Source organism: Bacillus sp. 0102A (genome assembly GCF_036765155.1).
Lineage (GTDB): Bacteria > Bacillota > Bacilli > Bacillales > Bacillaceae > Bacillus > Bacillus subtilis_G.
In genome coordinates, this window is sequence record NZ_JBAIZW010000005.1 from 66,019 (window position 1) to 80,315 (window position 14,297).

A 14,297-nucleotide genomic window follows, 5' to 3' on the forward strand; every position below is an offset into this window, starting at 1 on the left:
CCAGGAATGACAAAAAAACAGCTTCTCGGATTGATCATTGCTTTATTCGGCATCAGTATGTTTTTACAAATTATCGGAATAGGCGATCTGCTGTTTTGGCCGCTCTTTTTTCTGATTGCCGGCTATTTTTTGAAAAAATATTCCCGTGATTGGCTCGGCTCCGTCATGTACATCTTTGCCGCGTTTTTATTTTTGAAAAACCTCTTCAGCATCACCTTTAATTTATTCGGCTATGCGTTTGCCGCATTTCTGATTTACGCCGGGTACAGGCTTGTCAAAGGAAAGCCGATATTCGAACCGAATGAGAAACGGGTCGATCTCAATAAAAAAGAACGGCATGAGCCGGCAAAAGATGATAAACATCCCGACATGCGCAGCTTTTTTATCGGAGAGCTGCAAATGATGAAGCAGCCGTTTGACCTGAATGATCTCAATATCTCTGGTTTTATCGGTGATATTAAAATCGACTTGTCTAAAGCGATGATTCCCGAGGGAGAAAGTACAATTGTCATTAGCGGAGTCATTGGAAACGTTGATATTTATGTGCCATCAGACCTTGAAGTGGCTGTCAGCTCGGCCGTTTTTATCGGTGATATCAATCTGATCGGCTCGAAGAAAAGCGGATTAAGCACGAAGGTATATGCCGCGTCATCCGATTTCATCGAGTCAAAGCGCCGGATCAAAGTGTCCGTTTCCTTATTTATCGGTGATGTGGATGTGAAGTACGTATGAGAAAAAAACTGCTTGCCAGTCTCCAGTGGCGTGCCATCCGTATGACTACGGGAATCAGCCTGCTCCTTTTTGTCTGCATGATCTCCTTTATGATGTTTTATTATCGGCTCGATCCGCTTGTTTTACTGTCGTCAAGCTGGTTTGGAATTCCGTTTATCCTGATATTGCTGCTGATCAGCGTGACGGTTGGCTTTGCCTCAGGGTATATGTACGGCAACCGGCTGAAGACAAGGGTTGATACCTTGGTCGAATCGATTTTAACCTTTGAAAACGGCAATTTCGCTTATCGAATACCGCCGCTGGGAGATGATGAAATCGGCCTGGCCGCTGATCAGCTGAATGAAATGGCGAAGCGCGTGGAGCTTCAAGTCGCTTCTTTGCAGAAACTTTCCAATGAACGTGCGGAATGGCAGGCGCAAATGAAGAAGTCAGTCATCTCAGAAGAACGCCAGCGATTGGCAAGAGATCTTCATGACGCAGTCAGCCAGCAGCTTTTTGCCATATCGATGATGACATCGGCTGTGTTGGAACACGTCAAAGATGCTGACGGTAAAACAGTCAAGCGGATCAAGATGGTCGAGCATATGGCGGGGGAAGCCCAAAATGAAATGAGGGCGTTGCTGCTCCATTTAAGGCCTGTTACCTTAGAAGGGAAAGGGCTGAAGGAGGGGCTTACGGAGCTTTTGGACGAGTTCCGGAAGAAACAGACGCTTGATATTGAGTGGGATATTCAGGACACCCCGATATCCAAGGGTGTTGAAGACCATTTGTTTAGAATCGTGCAGGAGGCTCTTTCAAATGTATTTAGGCATTCAAAAGCCTCAAAAGTATCCGTGATTCTCGGCTTAAAGAACAATCAGCTCCGGCTCAAGGTCATTGATAATGGACAGGGATTTAAAATGAATCAGGTGAAAGCATCCTCATACGGCTTAAACTCTATGAAAGAACGTGCAAGTGAAATCGGCGGGGTCGCCGAAGTGATCTCAGTCGAAGGAAAAGGCACACAAATCGAAGTGAAGGTTCCGATTTTTCCGGAAGAAAAAGGAGAGAACGAACGTGATTCGAGTATTATTGATTGATGATCATGAAATGGTCAGAATGGGGCTCGCGGCTTTTTTAGAGGCGCAGCCTGATATTGAAGTCATCGGCGAAGCGGCTGACGGCAGCGAAGGCGTGCGGCTTGCTGCTGAACTGTCGCCAGATGTCATTTTAATGGATCTTGTCATGGAGGGCATGGATGGCATTGAAGCCACAAAGCGAATTTGCCGGGAGCTCCCAGATCCGAAAATTATTGTGCTCACGAGCTTCATTGATGATGACAAAGTGTACCCGGTCATTGAAGCGGGCGCGCTCAGCTATCTATTGAAAACCTCAAAAGCGGCGGAAATCGCCGATGCCATCCGCGCCGCAAGCAAGGGAGAGCCGATGCTGGAATCAAAAGTGGCGGGGAAAGTATTATCCCGGCTGCGCCACTCAGGTGAACACGCGCTCCCGCATGAATCACTGACAAAACGGGAGCTTGAAATTCTCTGCCTGGTCGCAGAAGGAAAAACAAACAAAGAAATCAGCGAGGAACTGTTTATCACCATTAAAACAGTCAAAACCCATATCACCAATATGTTATCAAAACTCGATGTCAGCGACAGGACGCAAGCGGCCGTTTACGCGCATCGTCATCACCTCGTAAAATAGGTCATCTGTTATTTGGTCGCTCCTTTTGTGCCGAAATCTCTGATCACCACATTGACCTTGTACTCGATTTCAGCCTTTGCAAAATAGTCATCCCATTTTGTTGAAATCTTTTTCCACTTTTGCGGATAGTGGATTCTGACTTCGTTTCCTAAGTCGGTAGGATCAGCTTTTATATCTTTTTGGAGTGTGTTTACAAATTCCGTGACTGTTTTGTGTAACCTTTTAGCGAGGATGTTTTCAATTTCTTTAATATATGAATCCTTAAATGAATCTTCTTTCGGGTTCCAATCCTCAGACAGCCGGCCTTCGATGTTGCGGGTGACAGTGAATTTGAACGTTCCATCTTTGTACGCTGTCTTGATCTTTCGATTGCTTGAATAGACCTCGTAAGAAAAAAAGTAGCCGTCATGCTTCAAGTCGATGACACCGCCTTTGACTGTACCGGTAAATAAGTTCATGTTTTGCACCTGGCCCGGTGTTAGGTCCGCGTGCCATAATCGATCTTTGATGATGGATGCCCCGGTAATCGCAAGTTTGCCGTTTTCTTTGCCGACATGAGGAATCGCAAAAGTATCGTCAGAGGTCAAGTGTCCTGAGACCTCTCCTAATGTAACGGGATCCATCATTCTGATCGTCACACTGTTATTCTCTGTCAGCTCATAAATGACATTGGATGCTGGATTTCCCTCATCAGTCATCTTCAGCAGATCTTTCGTTTTGCCGTCAGCGACAAACATATACGAGCTCCTTCTTGTACCATTATCTCTGACAAATTGATTAATGAGCGCGTCCATTCCTGTATGACCGTCAAGTAACTCTTTTGACAGCAGAATAACACGCAAATGCTGAGAAAAAGTAGGGTAGTTTTTCAATGCGGAAGTCCTCAGTATTTGATGAACGGTTTCCCCCTTTGTTGATACGAGTTTAGTCGGGTCTGAGGATGAGCCTTCTTTCGTGCTGATTTTTTTAGGAACAAGAATTTGCTGTGTCAGCTCCAAATTCTTATCTTTCGGTTTGTCCAGACCTTCGCCGACGATAAGGCTCAATTCCTCAATGTTCCTGCTGTCCCAGCAGCCGGTAAGCAGAAGGGTGCACACGAAAACAATTAGAACGCTTTTTATCATTTTTCTGTTAGCCTCCTTTTGAGCGCAACGATCAAAAACAGTATAAAGGGCAGTAAAAACAGAAAGACGAAAGTGTATCCGAGGTAATCGCTATACATCATGACCTGATTGGTGTCGCGCGGCCACAGGGAAAAATAATAGGTAACCGCACCGACAAGAATCAATCCTTTTTTGATAGATAAGCCAAACGTCTTTTTTAACCCGCTTGCAGCGAAATAACCGTAAATGACGAAGGTTGCGAAAAATTGAATGATCCAAACGATCAGTAAAAACGATTCAAACCGTTCAATGAATATGCCTTTTAGCTCAAAGGACTGAAAGAGAGAAATGGTGGGCCAGATTAACGTTTTAACCTCAGGCACAGTCAAAGCTCCGACAACAATGATGTACGTAATGATATATAAAGTAATCGGAATGAGAAATCCAATCGTCGCGTATCTGAAAGTATATTTCCTTTTCTTCATATGCTCAGGAAGAAAAAGCATAATTTCCACCCCTAAAAAGGAGATGGAAACGATAGTAAGTGAATTGGCAATCGGAGAGAAGCCTTCGCCTAGTACAGGGCGTAAATGATTGATATCAAAAATTTTAAAGCTGATACAGAATACAATCAGCAAAATAATGATCGTAACCATTAAATAAAATGGAAACAGCCGTGACACATCACTCAGGCCGCCGATCATTAAATAAATCCCACAGCAGATAAACGTAATAATAATAATTTGAATCGGCGTTCTCTCTAACAGGAAAAATTTAACAATTTCGGCCATTGCCCGGACTTCAAAGCTGGCCACACCAATAAAATAACAGCAAATCAAAAGGCCGATGATGCTGCCAATCCATTTCCCAAGCCCTTCCCGCAAATATTCAAACAGAGAAGGGTATTGATGTTTTTTTTGAATGAGCGTATTTAAATAAATAAAAAAGATAAAAAAGATACCTTCTAATATCAGCACGATCCAGCCGTCAGGAGTATTCGCCTTAGTGGTCAGCGCTCGCGGCAATGTTAAAAGACCGGCCCCGAGCATCGTATTCGCTATAATTGAAATTCCCTGGAAAGTATTAAGTTTCAGTGGAGTCTGTTTTTGGCTCATTTGGATTATTCGCCTCTTTTGGTTTGTTTTTAATTGGGAGACGGATAATGGAATCATCCGTATTTTTCAAACTGAAGAATCCGTTTGGAGAAAAATACGGAGATCCAAAGCTCGTTTGTCTCGTTAGGTGCGTATAAATCACAAGCATAAATAAAATAATCCCGTACAGCCCGAGAATAGCGGCCGAAAACATCGAAATAAAACGCAGCACCCGGAAAGAAAGCCCCATTCCGTATTGGGGAACGGTAAATGATGAAAGGGCAATGACGCTGACAACGATGACCATAATCGAACTGACGAGATTCGCCTCTACAGCCGCCTGTCCGATGACAACGCCCCCGACAAGACCGATCGTTTGGCCAAGCGGATTCGGGAGGCGCAGCCCGGCTTCTCTCAGAAGCTCGATCGTCACTTCCATCAGCAGGGCTTCGAATATCGGCGGAAACGGCACGTTTTCCCTGTTTGCCGAAATCGTGACAGCAAGCGCTGTCGGCAGCAGCCCTTGATGAAAGGACACGAGCGCGATATAAATTGATGACAAAAACAAGGTAATAAAGATGGAAGCAAAACGCAGCAATCGGATAAGAGATGCTGAGATCCAGCGCTCATAGTAGTCATCCGGAGATTGCATCAGTACACCGAGAGAAACCGGGACCAGCAGCACAAATGGTGAACTGTCGACCAAAATGGCCACCCGGCCGTTATATAGGGCAGACGATACCTTGTCAGGTCTTTCCGTATTTTGAATCTGCGGAAACGGCGAATATTTATTATCTTCTATGATCTCCTCAAGCGTTCCGCTGTCCTGAATATCCTCCAGCTGGACATTTTTAAGCCGCGCTTTCACTTCTTTTATGACGGACTTTTTTGCTCTGCCTTCAATGTACATAATGGCCGCCGGCTTCAGCTCGTTTTTGCCGATCATGATTTTTTTAGTGGTTAGTTTCGGATGAGAGGTTCTTTGTCTGATCAGAGCGAGATTTGTATTGAGATCTTCCACAAACGCAACTTTTGGTCCGCGAACCACTTTTTCAGTTGTCGGCTCTGCCAAGCTTCTTGTTTTTTTCTTTCCTGTAGACAGGATATAGACATGATCCAATCCGTTAATAAATACAGCACAATTGCCGCTAAGAATAGACTTGACCGTTTTTTCCGCGGTTTTAACCGGTCTTGCGTCAAGCTGGTCAAGACGTTTTTTGACCTGATCAAGCGTGAGGGTCTCTTCATCTTTGATTAAGGTTTGCATCGATTCTGAAACCTTCTGCTGATCATTCAGTTCACTAAAATAAAGATAGTAAAAAACAAGCCCGTTGGAGAGCATTTTTTTGTTTTTTACGAGATCATCGTTTTCTTTTAATTTAGGAAGCACCAATGCTAAATTATCGTGTATATATTCCTTAAACTCTGTTTGTTCCAACGAGGTCACCTCTTGTCCAAAACCTTAGTAGAGGTTATCTTTTCCTGTTAAATAAATGATATACTGTGTTACAGTATTTCATGGCAGAAGTTTTTTTATGAAAGCGGAGGATACGAAGTGGCACAGGTAAGACTTGCAGGAAAACAAGAAGAAATCGAACAGCTCATCAAATCTTTTGAAAAGAATTATGATGTCTCCTATACATCAAAGGAGTACGGCAGGACGAATCCAAAGTACAAATATTCAAAGGATTCCCGCGTATATCTCGAATTAAAATTAAAATCAGCCAAGATCGAAAAATAAAAAGGATTTTTTGTGTCACTGGCGAATTATGATCTATTGAAGCAACCGTTATGGAGGGATACATAAATGGAATACAGAATTGAACGAGACACCATGGGAGAAGTAAAAGTTCCAGCTGACAAATTTTGGGGCGCCCAAACACAGCGAAGCAAGGAGAACTTCAAGATCGGTTTTGAAAAAATGCCGATGCGTGTTGTGAAGGCGTTTGCAATATTAAAACGAAGCACAGCGCTTGCTAATAAACGCCTTGGCAATCTGGATGCGGAAAAAGCGGAAGCGATTGCAGCGGTTTGTGATGATGTGCTCAAAGGCAAATACGATGACAACTTCCCGCTTGTCGTATGGCAGACAGGAAGCGGCACACAAAGCAATATGAACATGAATGAAGTGGTAGCCAACCGCGCGACTGCTCTATTAAAAGAAAAGAACTCTGATCAAACGATTCATCCAAATGATGACGTGAACCGCAGCCAAAGCTCCAACGACACATTCCCGACAGCGATGCATGTGGCCGCTGTTTTGGCTGTTTACGAGCAGCTTGTGCCTGCGCTTGACCAGCTTCGCAATACATTGGATGAAAAAGCGAAAGCATACAACGATATTGTCAAAATCGGGCGCACGCACCTTCAGGATGCTACGCCTCTGACGCTCGGACAGGAAATCAGCGGATGGGTTTACATGCTGGACCGTTCGAAGGAAATGATGTTGGAAGCGACGGAAAAAATGCGTGCGCTTGCAATCGGGGGAACGGCTGTCGGAACGGGAATCAACGCTCACCCAGAGTTTGGAGAGCTTGTCTCAGAAGAGATCACAAAACTGACCGGCCAAACGTTCACCAGCTCGCCGAATAAATTCCACGCGCTGACAAGCCATGACGAAATCACTTATGCACATGGCGCATTAAAAGCGCTTGCGGCTGACTTAATGAAAATCGCGAACGATGTCAGATGGCTTGCGAGCGGACCTCGCTGCGGCATCGGGGAGATTGTCATCCCTGAAAATGAACCGGGCAGCTCCATTATGCCTGGTAAAGTCAACCCGACACAAAGTGAAGCATTAACAATGATCGCAGCGCAAATCATGGGGAACGATGCGACAATCGGCTTTGCGGCGAGTCAGGGGAACTTTGAACTGAACGTGTTTAAGCCTGTGATTATTTACAACTTCCTGCAGTCTGTGCAGCTGCTGAGTGACGGCATGAATTCCTTCCATGATAAATGTGCTGTCGGTATTGAGCCTGACAAAGAAACCATTCAGGAAAACCTGTCAAATTCATTAATGCTCGTTACGGCGCTGAATCCGCATATCGGATATGAAAACGCGGCGAAAATCGCCAAGGTCGCCCATAAAGAGGGATTGACGCTGAAAGAAGCGGCTTTGAAGCTTGAATTGCTGACAGAGGAGCAATTTAACGAAATGGTTAAGCCGGAAGATATGGTAAAACCAAAGGCGTAATAGAAAGAAAAAACGGCTGCTGTTTAAGCAGCCGTTCTTCTAAATATACTGCTGTTTTAATAGATATTTAAGCTGCTCCGCATCTTTGGCGAGGGTTTCAGACTCCGTCAGATTATGGATCATCCCTTTTATGATCGCCAGCTTCGGTGTTTTTTTCTTCATTTCTGCTTCAAGTATGTCCAAGCTCTCCGATAATTCAAGAGAGGAGTTTGTGTTTAAGCTGTTAATTTTGTCACGAAGGCTTTTCACAATCGATTCAGTCAGCGGGTCAGGCCGTCCGTGCGTAAGAGGCCCAAATAAAGAGCTTGCCTCTTCCAATGTGACGAAAGGCTTATCGTTTCGTTCAGACATGCCTTGTACCATATCATCAATTCTATTCATCATGATATCAGCTAATTGGTCAGGCTTCACAGTGTGGCCGAGCAGGATCATGCATTCCAGATAAATCTGGCTGATGCCCTCTATTAAGAAACAAAGCTCTGCAGTATACGGTTCCGCCTTTTTTCCGTAAATGTTCAGCAGGCTGTCGATATGAAATTGAAGTGAGGACTGGCGGACTTTTTTTGCGCATTGCTCCACTTCTGCTGTGTAAGGCAGAGAACCCTCCTTCATCTGCATGCCGATAAAATCCTTGTGTTCAAGGATGTTTTCATAGAGCACGGTCAGCTGTTTGCGGTAAGCTGTTCTGGGGCTGTCACCCTTCGTTTGTATATTTAAAATTCGGGTAAACGTTTTATCGTAATAGTAATTCAGCATAGACAGAAGAAGCGCTTCTTTCGAAGGAAAATAAATATAAAAAGCGCCTTTAGATATTTTGCATGCTTTTGCGATTTCCTGAACTGATGTTGAGTTGTATCCTTTTTGGGCAAATAGTTTTAAGGCTGTTTCAATAATCAGCTTTTCTTTTTCCTTCAATGGTTCCACCCTTTCGGAGCCCGGAGGCTTGCATAGGATATGACCATATAGTCACATCTTCTGTTATAAAATTAACCTTATTGTAACTTGTTTTTTTATCATGTATTATTTATATTATAAATTGAGATGACCAAACGGTCAAAGCTCAAGCGAAAGGGTGAATCTAAAATGAGAGAATTGGACGAAATGATCAGCCGCTTGCGAAACAGAGGAATTAAAGTGGAAAAAGTCAAATATCCAAAGCAAACTTTGTCAGAGAAAAAATGGGTTCATCAATGCAAACAGCCGCTCAAAACAAATTACAGAGATTTTAACGGCTATTCTTTCACATGAAAAAATAGACTGCAAAAAAACATTTACAGTCTATTTAGGCACTGCTATTCGGTATGTTACACCCGTTTTGTCATTTTCAATTGAGATAGACGCCTGATGAAGAGTTAAAATTCGTTTTACGATGCTGAGACCAATCCCGAATTCGCCTTTCTTCCCCTTATTAAAAGGCTCATAGAGGCTGGAGAGCATCTCATCTTCAATATGCGGGCCGTCATTTTTAATGGTGATCACGATATTCCGATCATCTTGTTTCATGCTGATTTCTATTTTTGCCGCAGCATAACGGATTTGATTTTCCAGAATATTCTCGAGAAGTTTATTCCATTGCTCCGGATCGCCCGGCATAAGAATGTCTTCCGCTACATTAATTTCCCACGATAATTCTTTTCGCGCCCACTTGAGTCTTTCAATGACTTCTTCTGTCACTTCCACGATACTGAACATATCGTATTGCACTTTTTGCTTCGCTAAATAATCCAGCTTCGTTAAATATAATAAATCCTTTATTTTTTTCTCCAGCTTAAGAGCTTCGCCTTCAATGACATCTACTGTATTTTCAAGGTCTCCTTTAGGAAAAATCCCATCTTTAATTGATTGCGTATAGCCTCTGATGACCATAACCGGCGTCTTTAAATCGTGAGAGATATTTTGCAATAGGGTTCTTTCTGTTTCGTCCTTTTGCACAAGCTTTTGGCGCATCTCTTCAATGGTATGGCCCAATTTGCCGATCTCATCTTTCCGATCCACTTTCACTGGGTCATCCCAATCCTGTTCGGAAATCCGTTTGACGTGCTTTTCAAATGACACGAGAGGCCTTGATAAATACTTCGCAAGCCAAATGGCCGGAATCCAGCTTAATAAAATGACAACAGCTATAATAAACAGAAGCTGTTTGAATAGGGTATAGGCCAAATCGTCCCGATAAGAATCAAGCGCGTAAGAGAGCATCATAGCTGATTGTCCATTGACGGAAAGCCCCTTTTTGATGACAAAAAATACTTTCTCTCCATTGACGTCTTCGCTGTACCGTTTCTTTTCGTCCTTCTGTTTATCGGCCAGCTTGTACACCTTATGGATAAACGAAGACGACAGAATGCTTAAATCCTTGTCTGAAGAAGATTTTTCATTTTCAGGCAAAAGCACGTGCTGTACGGAGCGGACGGTTGTCGGCGCCGTGGCTTCCTCGCTGTAATAGCGCCTTTCAATTGAACCAGGAAGACGGTACTCCGTCAGAACATGCTGCTCATTTTCAATCGTCGTATACGTTTCATTGGTGAAGAAATCGCGCAGCGTGTTTGAAAATAAAACAAGCAGCAAAATGGATATCGCTAACAGGATGCCGGATATGACAACCCATATTTGAAACGAGAGCGGCTTGTTTTTCATGATGTCATCATCCTGTAGCCGAACCCGTAAATCGTCTCCACCTTCAATTCAGGCATCTTTTTGCGCAGTCTCCGGACGAGGTCATCAACGACCCGGTCTGTTCCAAAGTAGTCATATCCCCATACTTTAATGAGAATATCCTCACGAGAGTATGGGTGTCCTTTATGATGGATAAATAACAGCAGCAGATCAAATTCCTTCGCCGTTAAATTGATGATATTTCCGTTTTCATCATAAACCTCGCGGGCGTCTTCTGAGACCCGATACGAGGAGACGGCGATTTCATGTTTTTGTACAGGCGGAGCGTCCTTATAAACGAGCTCCAGCAGCTTTTGCACACGTATAATCAGCTCCCGCGGCAGGAATGGCTTTGAAATATAGTCGTTGCTGCCAAGCTCTAAGCCAAGCACTCTGTCAATATCTGCATCTCGGGCGGAAATAAAAATGACCGGCACGTCAGGGTCTTTCGCTTTGATTTCTTTTATTAATGTATAGCCGTCGGTATCCGGCAGCATGATATCGAGAATCCACAGATGAGGAGACGGCGTCATTTTCTTTCTGGCGTCTTCACCTTTCGTAAAAGATGTAATGTTCCAGCCCTCATTCTCTAAATACTTCGTCAGCAGTTCATTCAGGTTATCCTCATCTTCAACTAGATAAATGATGTATGACAAGGCTCTTCACATCCTTTCAACGTCATTATAAACTAGTTTTAACATACGGCAGGCGATTTTCATAATTTCACATATTCTTTTCATTTTTATCCCACAATGTTTGTTTATGATATGTATAAGGGAAGAAAGGAAGAAAAAGAGCGAGGAAGATGCAGGATGATCAAACATATTCTATTTTGGTGCTTTGCTTTTCTCCTCATCATTGGGACAATTCAACTTGTACATGCGATGAATATGTAACGATAAATGAAAAACCGTTAAAGGAGTGTAAGAACATGGATTATCGACGTGATGACCAAAATGATCAACATCAAACAGAATCTTCACATACAGAACATCAGGATACAGAAAACCGGCAGCAGATTAACCAGCCTGACCAGGAATTGCTTGACGCGCCTGTTTCGTATGAAGCAGGACGGAAAGAAACGGCTTCCGCTTTAGAAATGGAAAAGACAGAAACGGCTGTGAAAAAAGAAAAGAAACGAAGAGCCGCATGGCTGAGCCCGATTTTAGGCGGGATTATCGGCGGGGGCCTGATGCTCGGGATCGCGCCTTATCTGCCGTCGGATCAAGATCAGACGACCGAGACCGTTTCCGCCAATAAACAGGTGCAGTCAGATAATTTTACAACGACACCGATCACGAACGCTTCAAACGTCGCGGATATGGTAGAGGATTTAGAGCCGACGATTGTCGGAATCTCAAATATCCAAACCTCGCAAAATAACACTTTCGGCACGGGAGGCGGTTCCAGTTCAGAAAGTGAAAGCGGAACCGGGTCAGGCGTCATTTTCAAAAAAGACAGTAATAAAGCGTATGTCATTACAAATAACCATGTCGTTGAAGGCGCGAATAAGCTGACTGTCACGTTATACAACGGAGAAACAGAGACTGCCAAGCTTGTCGGCAGCGACGCCATTACTGATTTGGCTGTTCTGGAAATCAGCGGCAAAAACATCAAAAAAGTGGCGAGTTTCGGTGACTCTTCACAGCTGCGTACGGGAGAAAAAGTAATCGCCATCGGAAATCCGCTCGGACAGCAGTTTTCCGGTACGGTGACACAAGGCATCATCAGCGGATTGAACCGGACGATTGATGTGGATACCACACAAGGCACGGTGGAAATGAACGTGCTGCAAACTGACGCAGCGATCAATCCGGGGAACAGCGGAGGCCCGTTAATCAATGCAAGCGGCCAGGTCATTGGCATCAACAGTTTGAAGGTGAGCGAAAGCGGCGTAGAGTCACTTGGATTTGCGATCCCGAGCAATGATGTCGAGCCGATTGTTGACAGTCTGCTGGAAAATGGAAAGGTAGATCGTCCGTTTTTAGGCGTGCAGATGATTGACATGTCACAAGTACCGGAAACGTATCAGGAAAATACGCTCGGCCTGTTTGGAGATCAATTGGGCAAAGGTGTTTATGTAAAAGAAGTTCAGGCAAATTCACCAGCGGCAAAAGCAGGTATTAAATCTGAGGATGTCATTGTCAAACTAAACGGTAAAGACGTGGAAAGCAGCGCGGATATCCGTCAGATCCTTTACAAAGACTTGAAAGTCGGAGATAAAACGACAATTCAAGTGCTGCGAAACGGAAAAACGAAAACCTTGAACGTGACGCTGACCAAGCAGACAGAAAGCAGCTCAAGCTAGGAGTAATCAAAAAGCTGAACCCGAAAAGGGTTCAGCTTTTTTTATCCTAAGTAAGCGGAAAGCATCCACACTTGTTTTTCAACTTCATCAATTAATCCGACAAATAAGTCCGCTGTCGCATTGTCTTGATTCTCTTCAGCCAGGCCGATCACGAATTTAGATTCGCTGCTGATTTGTTTGTAGTCTTTTACCAAGGCTTGTACCATGTCTGACGCTGATGTTTCGTTCCCGCCGTCTGTGATAGACGCATGCTCAGTGTACTCTTTCAATGTGGCAACAGGCTGGCCGCCGATCGCCAGCAGGCGTTCAGCAATGGTATCGAGTGTTTCCGCCGCATGGTCATACAGTTCTTCAAATTTTTCATGTAATGTAAAGAAATGCGGCCCTTTCACATACCAATGGAAACGGTGGAGCTTAGAGTATAAAAGAAACCAGTTTGATAATTGTGTGTTCATTGAATTCTCAACTAATGTTTGATTTGTTTTTGCGTTTTCAGTTTTCATAAGATAACGTCCTCCTTGTGATCTGTTAATTTAATTGTACCACGTATTAATTAAAAATCAATACTAAATTATAATGATTATAATTTAGATGAACTGAATAGTTTTTTCTTTAGGATAGACTCCCATGCAGACCAAGGAAAAAGCGATCGGAATAACAAGGTGAGCTTGATGCCTTTTCCGATCGGGTATCGCAATTTCTTTAGATGCTGTTTTGTCGCCAATTGATATATGAGGTCGGCAACCTCTTGAGGATCTCCACTTTCATCTGCGTTTTTTTCAACGTAGGAAAGGATCTTTTTGTAGTATTGATGATAGGCTGAATCGTCAGCAGGCACCGACATATAATGTGATAATGAGGTTGACCAGATCGATGTCTTGTATGAGCCAGGCTCGACCAATGCGGTTTGGATACCGAACGGAAGCAGCTCCGCACGCAGGCTCTCAGAAAAACCCTCCAATGCATGCTTGGAAGAGGCATAAGGCGACATCGCGGGGAATCCGGTCAGACCGCTGATGCTACTCATGTTTATAATCTTTGCTCCGCTATGCTTTCTTATGTAAGGCAGAACGGTTTTTGTCACATGAATTACTCCGAAGACATTCGTTTCATATTGTTGTCTGAAATGTTCCATCGGGACATCCTCGACAAATCCCCCGTAAGCCGTTCCTGCGTTGTTGACGAGAAGATCAATGGGAGCGTAAGCGCTAACGGCTTTTCCAAATGAGGCGATGGATTGCTCATCGGTGACATCGAGAGCGGTAATATGAATAGAATCAGCCACATTGTGTGCTGCGGCCAATTCCCGAAGCTCTTCTGCTTTCTCAAGCTGTCTTGTTGTGGCAATCACGAAAAATGACTTGGCGAGCTTCACGGCTGCCAGCTGGCCAAAGCCTTTTGACGCTCCTGTTACGATTGCGATTTTTTTATTCATCATAAACCTCCTCATGTAACTGCTACAGCTATTGTACAATCATGAACGGAAAATGACGCTTATAAAAGAATTTTTATACAATAAT

15 protein-coding genes are annotated in these 14,297 nt (G+C 43.8%); 7 read left to right on the forward strand and 8 right to left on the reverse strand.

Annotated features, from left to right (window positions below; all coding sequences use genetic code 11):
- The first annotated feature begins 6 nt into the window (after nucleotides 1-6).
- The 3 genes from liaF to liaR are packed head-to-tail and all read left to right on the forward strand — an operon-like array spanning nucleotide 7 to nucleotide 2,424.
- Nucleotides 7-732 carry a LiaRS two-component regulatory system accessory protein LiaF gene (gene liaF, locus V6D41_RS12720; protein ID WP_333518434.1) on the forward strand — a complete coding sequence of 242 codons (726 nt, stop codon included), beginning with the start codon at nucleotides 7-9 and terminating at the stop codon, nucleotides 730-732.
- Nucleotides 729-1,811: a two-component system sensor histidine kinase LiaS gene (gene liaS / locus V6D41_RS12725; RefSeq protein ID WP_333518435.1), complete on the forward strand. Its 1,083-nt coding sequence runs from the start codon at nucleotides 729-731 to the stop codon at nucleotides 1,809-1,811. Before liaF ends, liaS begins: the two co-directional genes overlap by 4 nt.
- Entirely contained in the window at nucleotides 1,789-2,424 is a 636-nt protein-coding gene (gene liaR / locus V6D41_RS12730; protein WP_333518436.1) for a two-component system response regulator LiaR, read from the forward strand. The genes liaS and liaR overlap by 23 nt, the downstream gene beginning before the upstream one ends.
- An 8-nt stretch (nucleotides 2,425-2,432) precedes the next feature.
- Here liaR and V6D41_RS12735 read toward each other — a convergent pair whose 3' ends face one another.
- The 3 genes from V6D41_RS12735 to V6D41_RS12745 are packed head-to-tail and all read right to left on the reverse strand — an operon-like array spanning nucleotide 2,433 to nucleotide 6,059.
- The gene (locus tag V6D41_RS12735; RefSeq protein ID WP_333518437.1) at nucleotides 2,433-3,548 is read right to left on the reverse strand and encodes a Ger(x)C family spore germination protein; all 1,116 of its coding nucleotides are present in this window, start codon (nucleotides 3,546-3,548) and stop codon (nucleotides 2,433-2,435) included.
- Entirely contained in the window at nucleotides 3,545-4,642 is a 1,098-nt protein-coding gene (locus V6D41_RS12740; protein WP_333518438.1) for a spore germination protein, read from the reverse strand. The genes V6D41_RS12735 and V6D41_RS12740 overlap by 4 nt, the downstream gene beginning before the upstream one ends.
- The gene (locus V6D41_RS12745; protein WP_333518439.1) at nucleotides 4,611-6,059 is read right to left on the reverse strand and encodes a spore germination protein; all 1,449 of its coding nucleotides are present in this window, start codon (nucleotides 6,057-6,059) and stop codon (nucleotides 4,611-4,613) included. The genes V6D41_RS12740 and V6D41_RS12745 overlap by 32 nt, the downstream gene beginning before the upstream one ends.
- Nucleotides 6,060-6,176: 117 nt before the next feature.
- Here V6D41_RS12745 and V6D41_RS12750 point away from each other — a divergent pair, with 117 nt between their 5' ends.
- Together V6D41_RS12750 and fumC are read left to right on the forward strand one after the other, a co-directional pair.
- On the forward strand, nucleotides 6,177-6,362 hold the full coding sequence (locus V6D41_RS12750; protein ID WP_087991098.1) for a YvzF family protein: 186 nt from the start codon (nucleotides 6,177-6,179) through the stop codon (nucleotides 6,360-6,362).
- A gap of 66 nt (nucleotides 6,363-6,428) precedes the next feature.
- Nucleotides 6,429-7,817, forward strand: coding sequence for a class II fumarate hydratase (gene fumC / locus V6D41_RS12755; protein WP_333518440.1), 1,389 nt, complete (start codon nucleotides 6,429-6,431; stop codon nucleotides 7,815-7,817).
- A gap of 39 nt (nucleotides 7,818-7,856) precedes the next feature.
- Here fumC and V6D41_RS12760 read toward each other — a convergent pair whose 3' ends face one another.
- Nucleotides 7,857-8,732 (reverse strand): TetR/AcrR family transcriptional regulator, encoded by an 876-nt coding sequence (locus V6D41_RS12760; RefSeq protein WP_148964068.1) that lies wholly within the window; start codon nucleotides 8,730-8,732, stop codon nucleotides 7,857-7,859.
- Between the two features lie 168 nt (nucleotides 8,733-8,900).
- Here V6D41_RS12760 and spxO point away from each other — a divergent pair, with 168 nt between their 5' ends.
- A complete protein-coding gene (spxO, locus tag V6D41_RS12765) occupies nucleotides 8,901-9,065 on the forward strand; it encodes an anti-adapter protein SpxO (protein ID WP_003221681.1) in 165 nt (54 codons plus the stop codon).
- A gap of 30 nt (nucleotides 9,066-9,095) precedes the next feature.
- Here the strand turns inward: spxO and cssS are convergent, their stop codons facing one another.
- Nucleotides 9,096-10,451 carry a secretion stress-responsive two-component system sensor histidine kinase CssS gene (gene cssS / locus V6D41_RS12770; RefSeq protein WP_333518441.1) on the reverse strand — a complete coding sequence of 452 codons (1,356 nt, stop codon included), beginning with the start codon at nucleotides 10,449-10,451 and terminating at the stop codon, nucleotides 9,096-9,098.
- Nucleotides 10,448-11,125, reverse strand: coding sequence for a secretion stress-responsive two-component system response regulator CssR (gene cssR, locus V6D41_RS12775; RefSeq protein WP_333518442.1), 678 nt, complete (start codon nucleotides 11,123-11,125; stop codon nucleotides 10,448-10,450). The genes cssS and cssR overlap by 4 nt, the downstream gene beginning before the upstream one ends.
- Nucleotides 11,126-11,400: 275 nt before the next feature.
- On the opposite strand from cssR, the gene htrB reads away from it, so the two are divergent.
- Complete coding sequence (htrB, locus tag V6D41_RS12780) at nucleotides 11,401-12,777, forward strand: serine protease Do-like protein HtrB (RefSeq protein ID WP_333518443.1); 1,377 nt, start codon at nucleotides 11,401-11,403, stop codon at nucleotides 12,775-12,777.
- 41 nt (nucleotides 12,778-12,818) lie between these two features.
- On the opposite strand, the gene mrgA is transcribed toward htrB, so the two are convergent.
- Nucleotides 12,819-13,280 carry a metalloregulation DNA-binding stress protein MgrA gene (gene mrgA / locus V6D41_RS12785; protein ID WP_087991091.1) on the reverse strand — a complete coding sequence of 154 codons (462 nt, stop codon included), beginning with the start codon at nucleotides 13,278-13,280 and terminating at the stop codon, nucleotides 12,819-12,821.
- 77 nt (nucleotides 13,281-13,357) lie between these two features.
- Complete coding sequence (locus tag V6D41_RS12790; protein WP_333518444.1) at nucleotides 13,358-14,212, reverse strand: oxidoreductase; 855 nt, start codon at nucleotides 14,210-14,212, stop codon at nucleotides 13,358-13,360.
- Nucleotides 14,213-14,297 lie beyond the last annotated feature (85 nt).

Excerpts from the sequence above, each read along its gene's own strand:
- liaS (WP_333518435.1), top strand. The coding sequence starts at position 729 with ATGAGAAAAAAACTGCTTGCCAGTCTCCAGTGGCGTGCCATCCGTATG.
- V6D41_RS12740 (WP_333518438.1), bottom strand. The coding sequence starts at position 4,642 with ATGAGCCAAAAACAGACTCCACTGAAACTTAATACTTTCCAGGGAATT.
- mrgA (WP_087991091.1), bottom strand. The coding sequence starts at position 13,280 with ATGAAAACTGAAAACGCAAAAACAAATCAAACATTAGTTGAGAATTCA.
- htrB (WP_333518443.1), top strand. The coding sequence starts at position 11,401 with ATGGATTATCGACGTGATGACCAAAATGATCAACATCAAACAGAATCT.
- cssS (WP_333518441.1), bottom strand. The coding sequence starts at position 10,451 with ATGAAAAACAAGCCGCTCTCGTTTCAAATATGGGTTGTCATATCCGGC.
- V6D41_RS12790 (WP_333518444.1), bottom strand. The coding sequence starts at position 14,212 with ATGAATAAAAAAATCGCAATCGTAACAGGAGCGTCAAAAGGCTTTGGC.
- liaF (WP_333518434.1), top strand. The coding sequence starts at position 7 with ATGACAAAAAAACAGCTTCTCGGATTGATCATTGCTTTATTCGGCATC.
- spxO (WP_003221681.1), top strand. The coding sequence starts at position 8,901 with ATGAGAGAATTGGACGAAATGATCAGCCGCTTGCGAAACAGAGGAATT.
- V6D41_RS12735 (WP_333518437.1), bottom strand. The coding sequence starts at position 3,548 with ATGATAAAAAGCGTTCTAATTGTTTTCGTGTGCACCCTTCTGCTTACC.
- fumC (WP_333518440.1), top strand. The coding sequence starts at position 6,429 with ATGGAATACAGAATTGAACGAGACACCATGGGAGAAGTAAAAGTTCCA.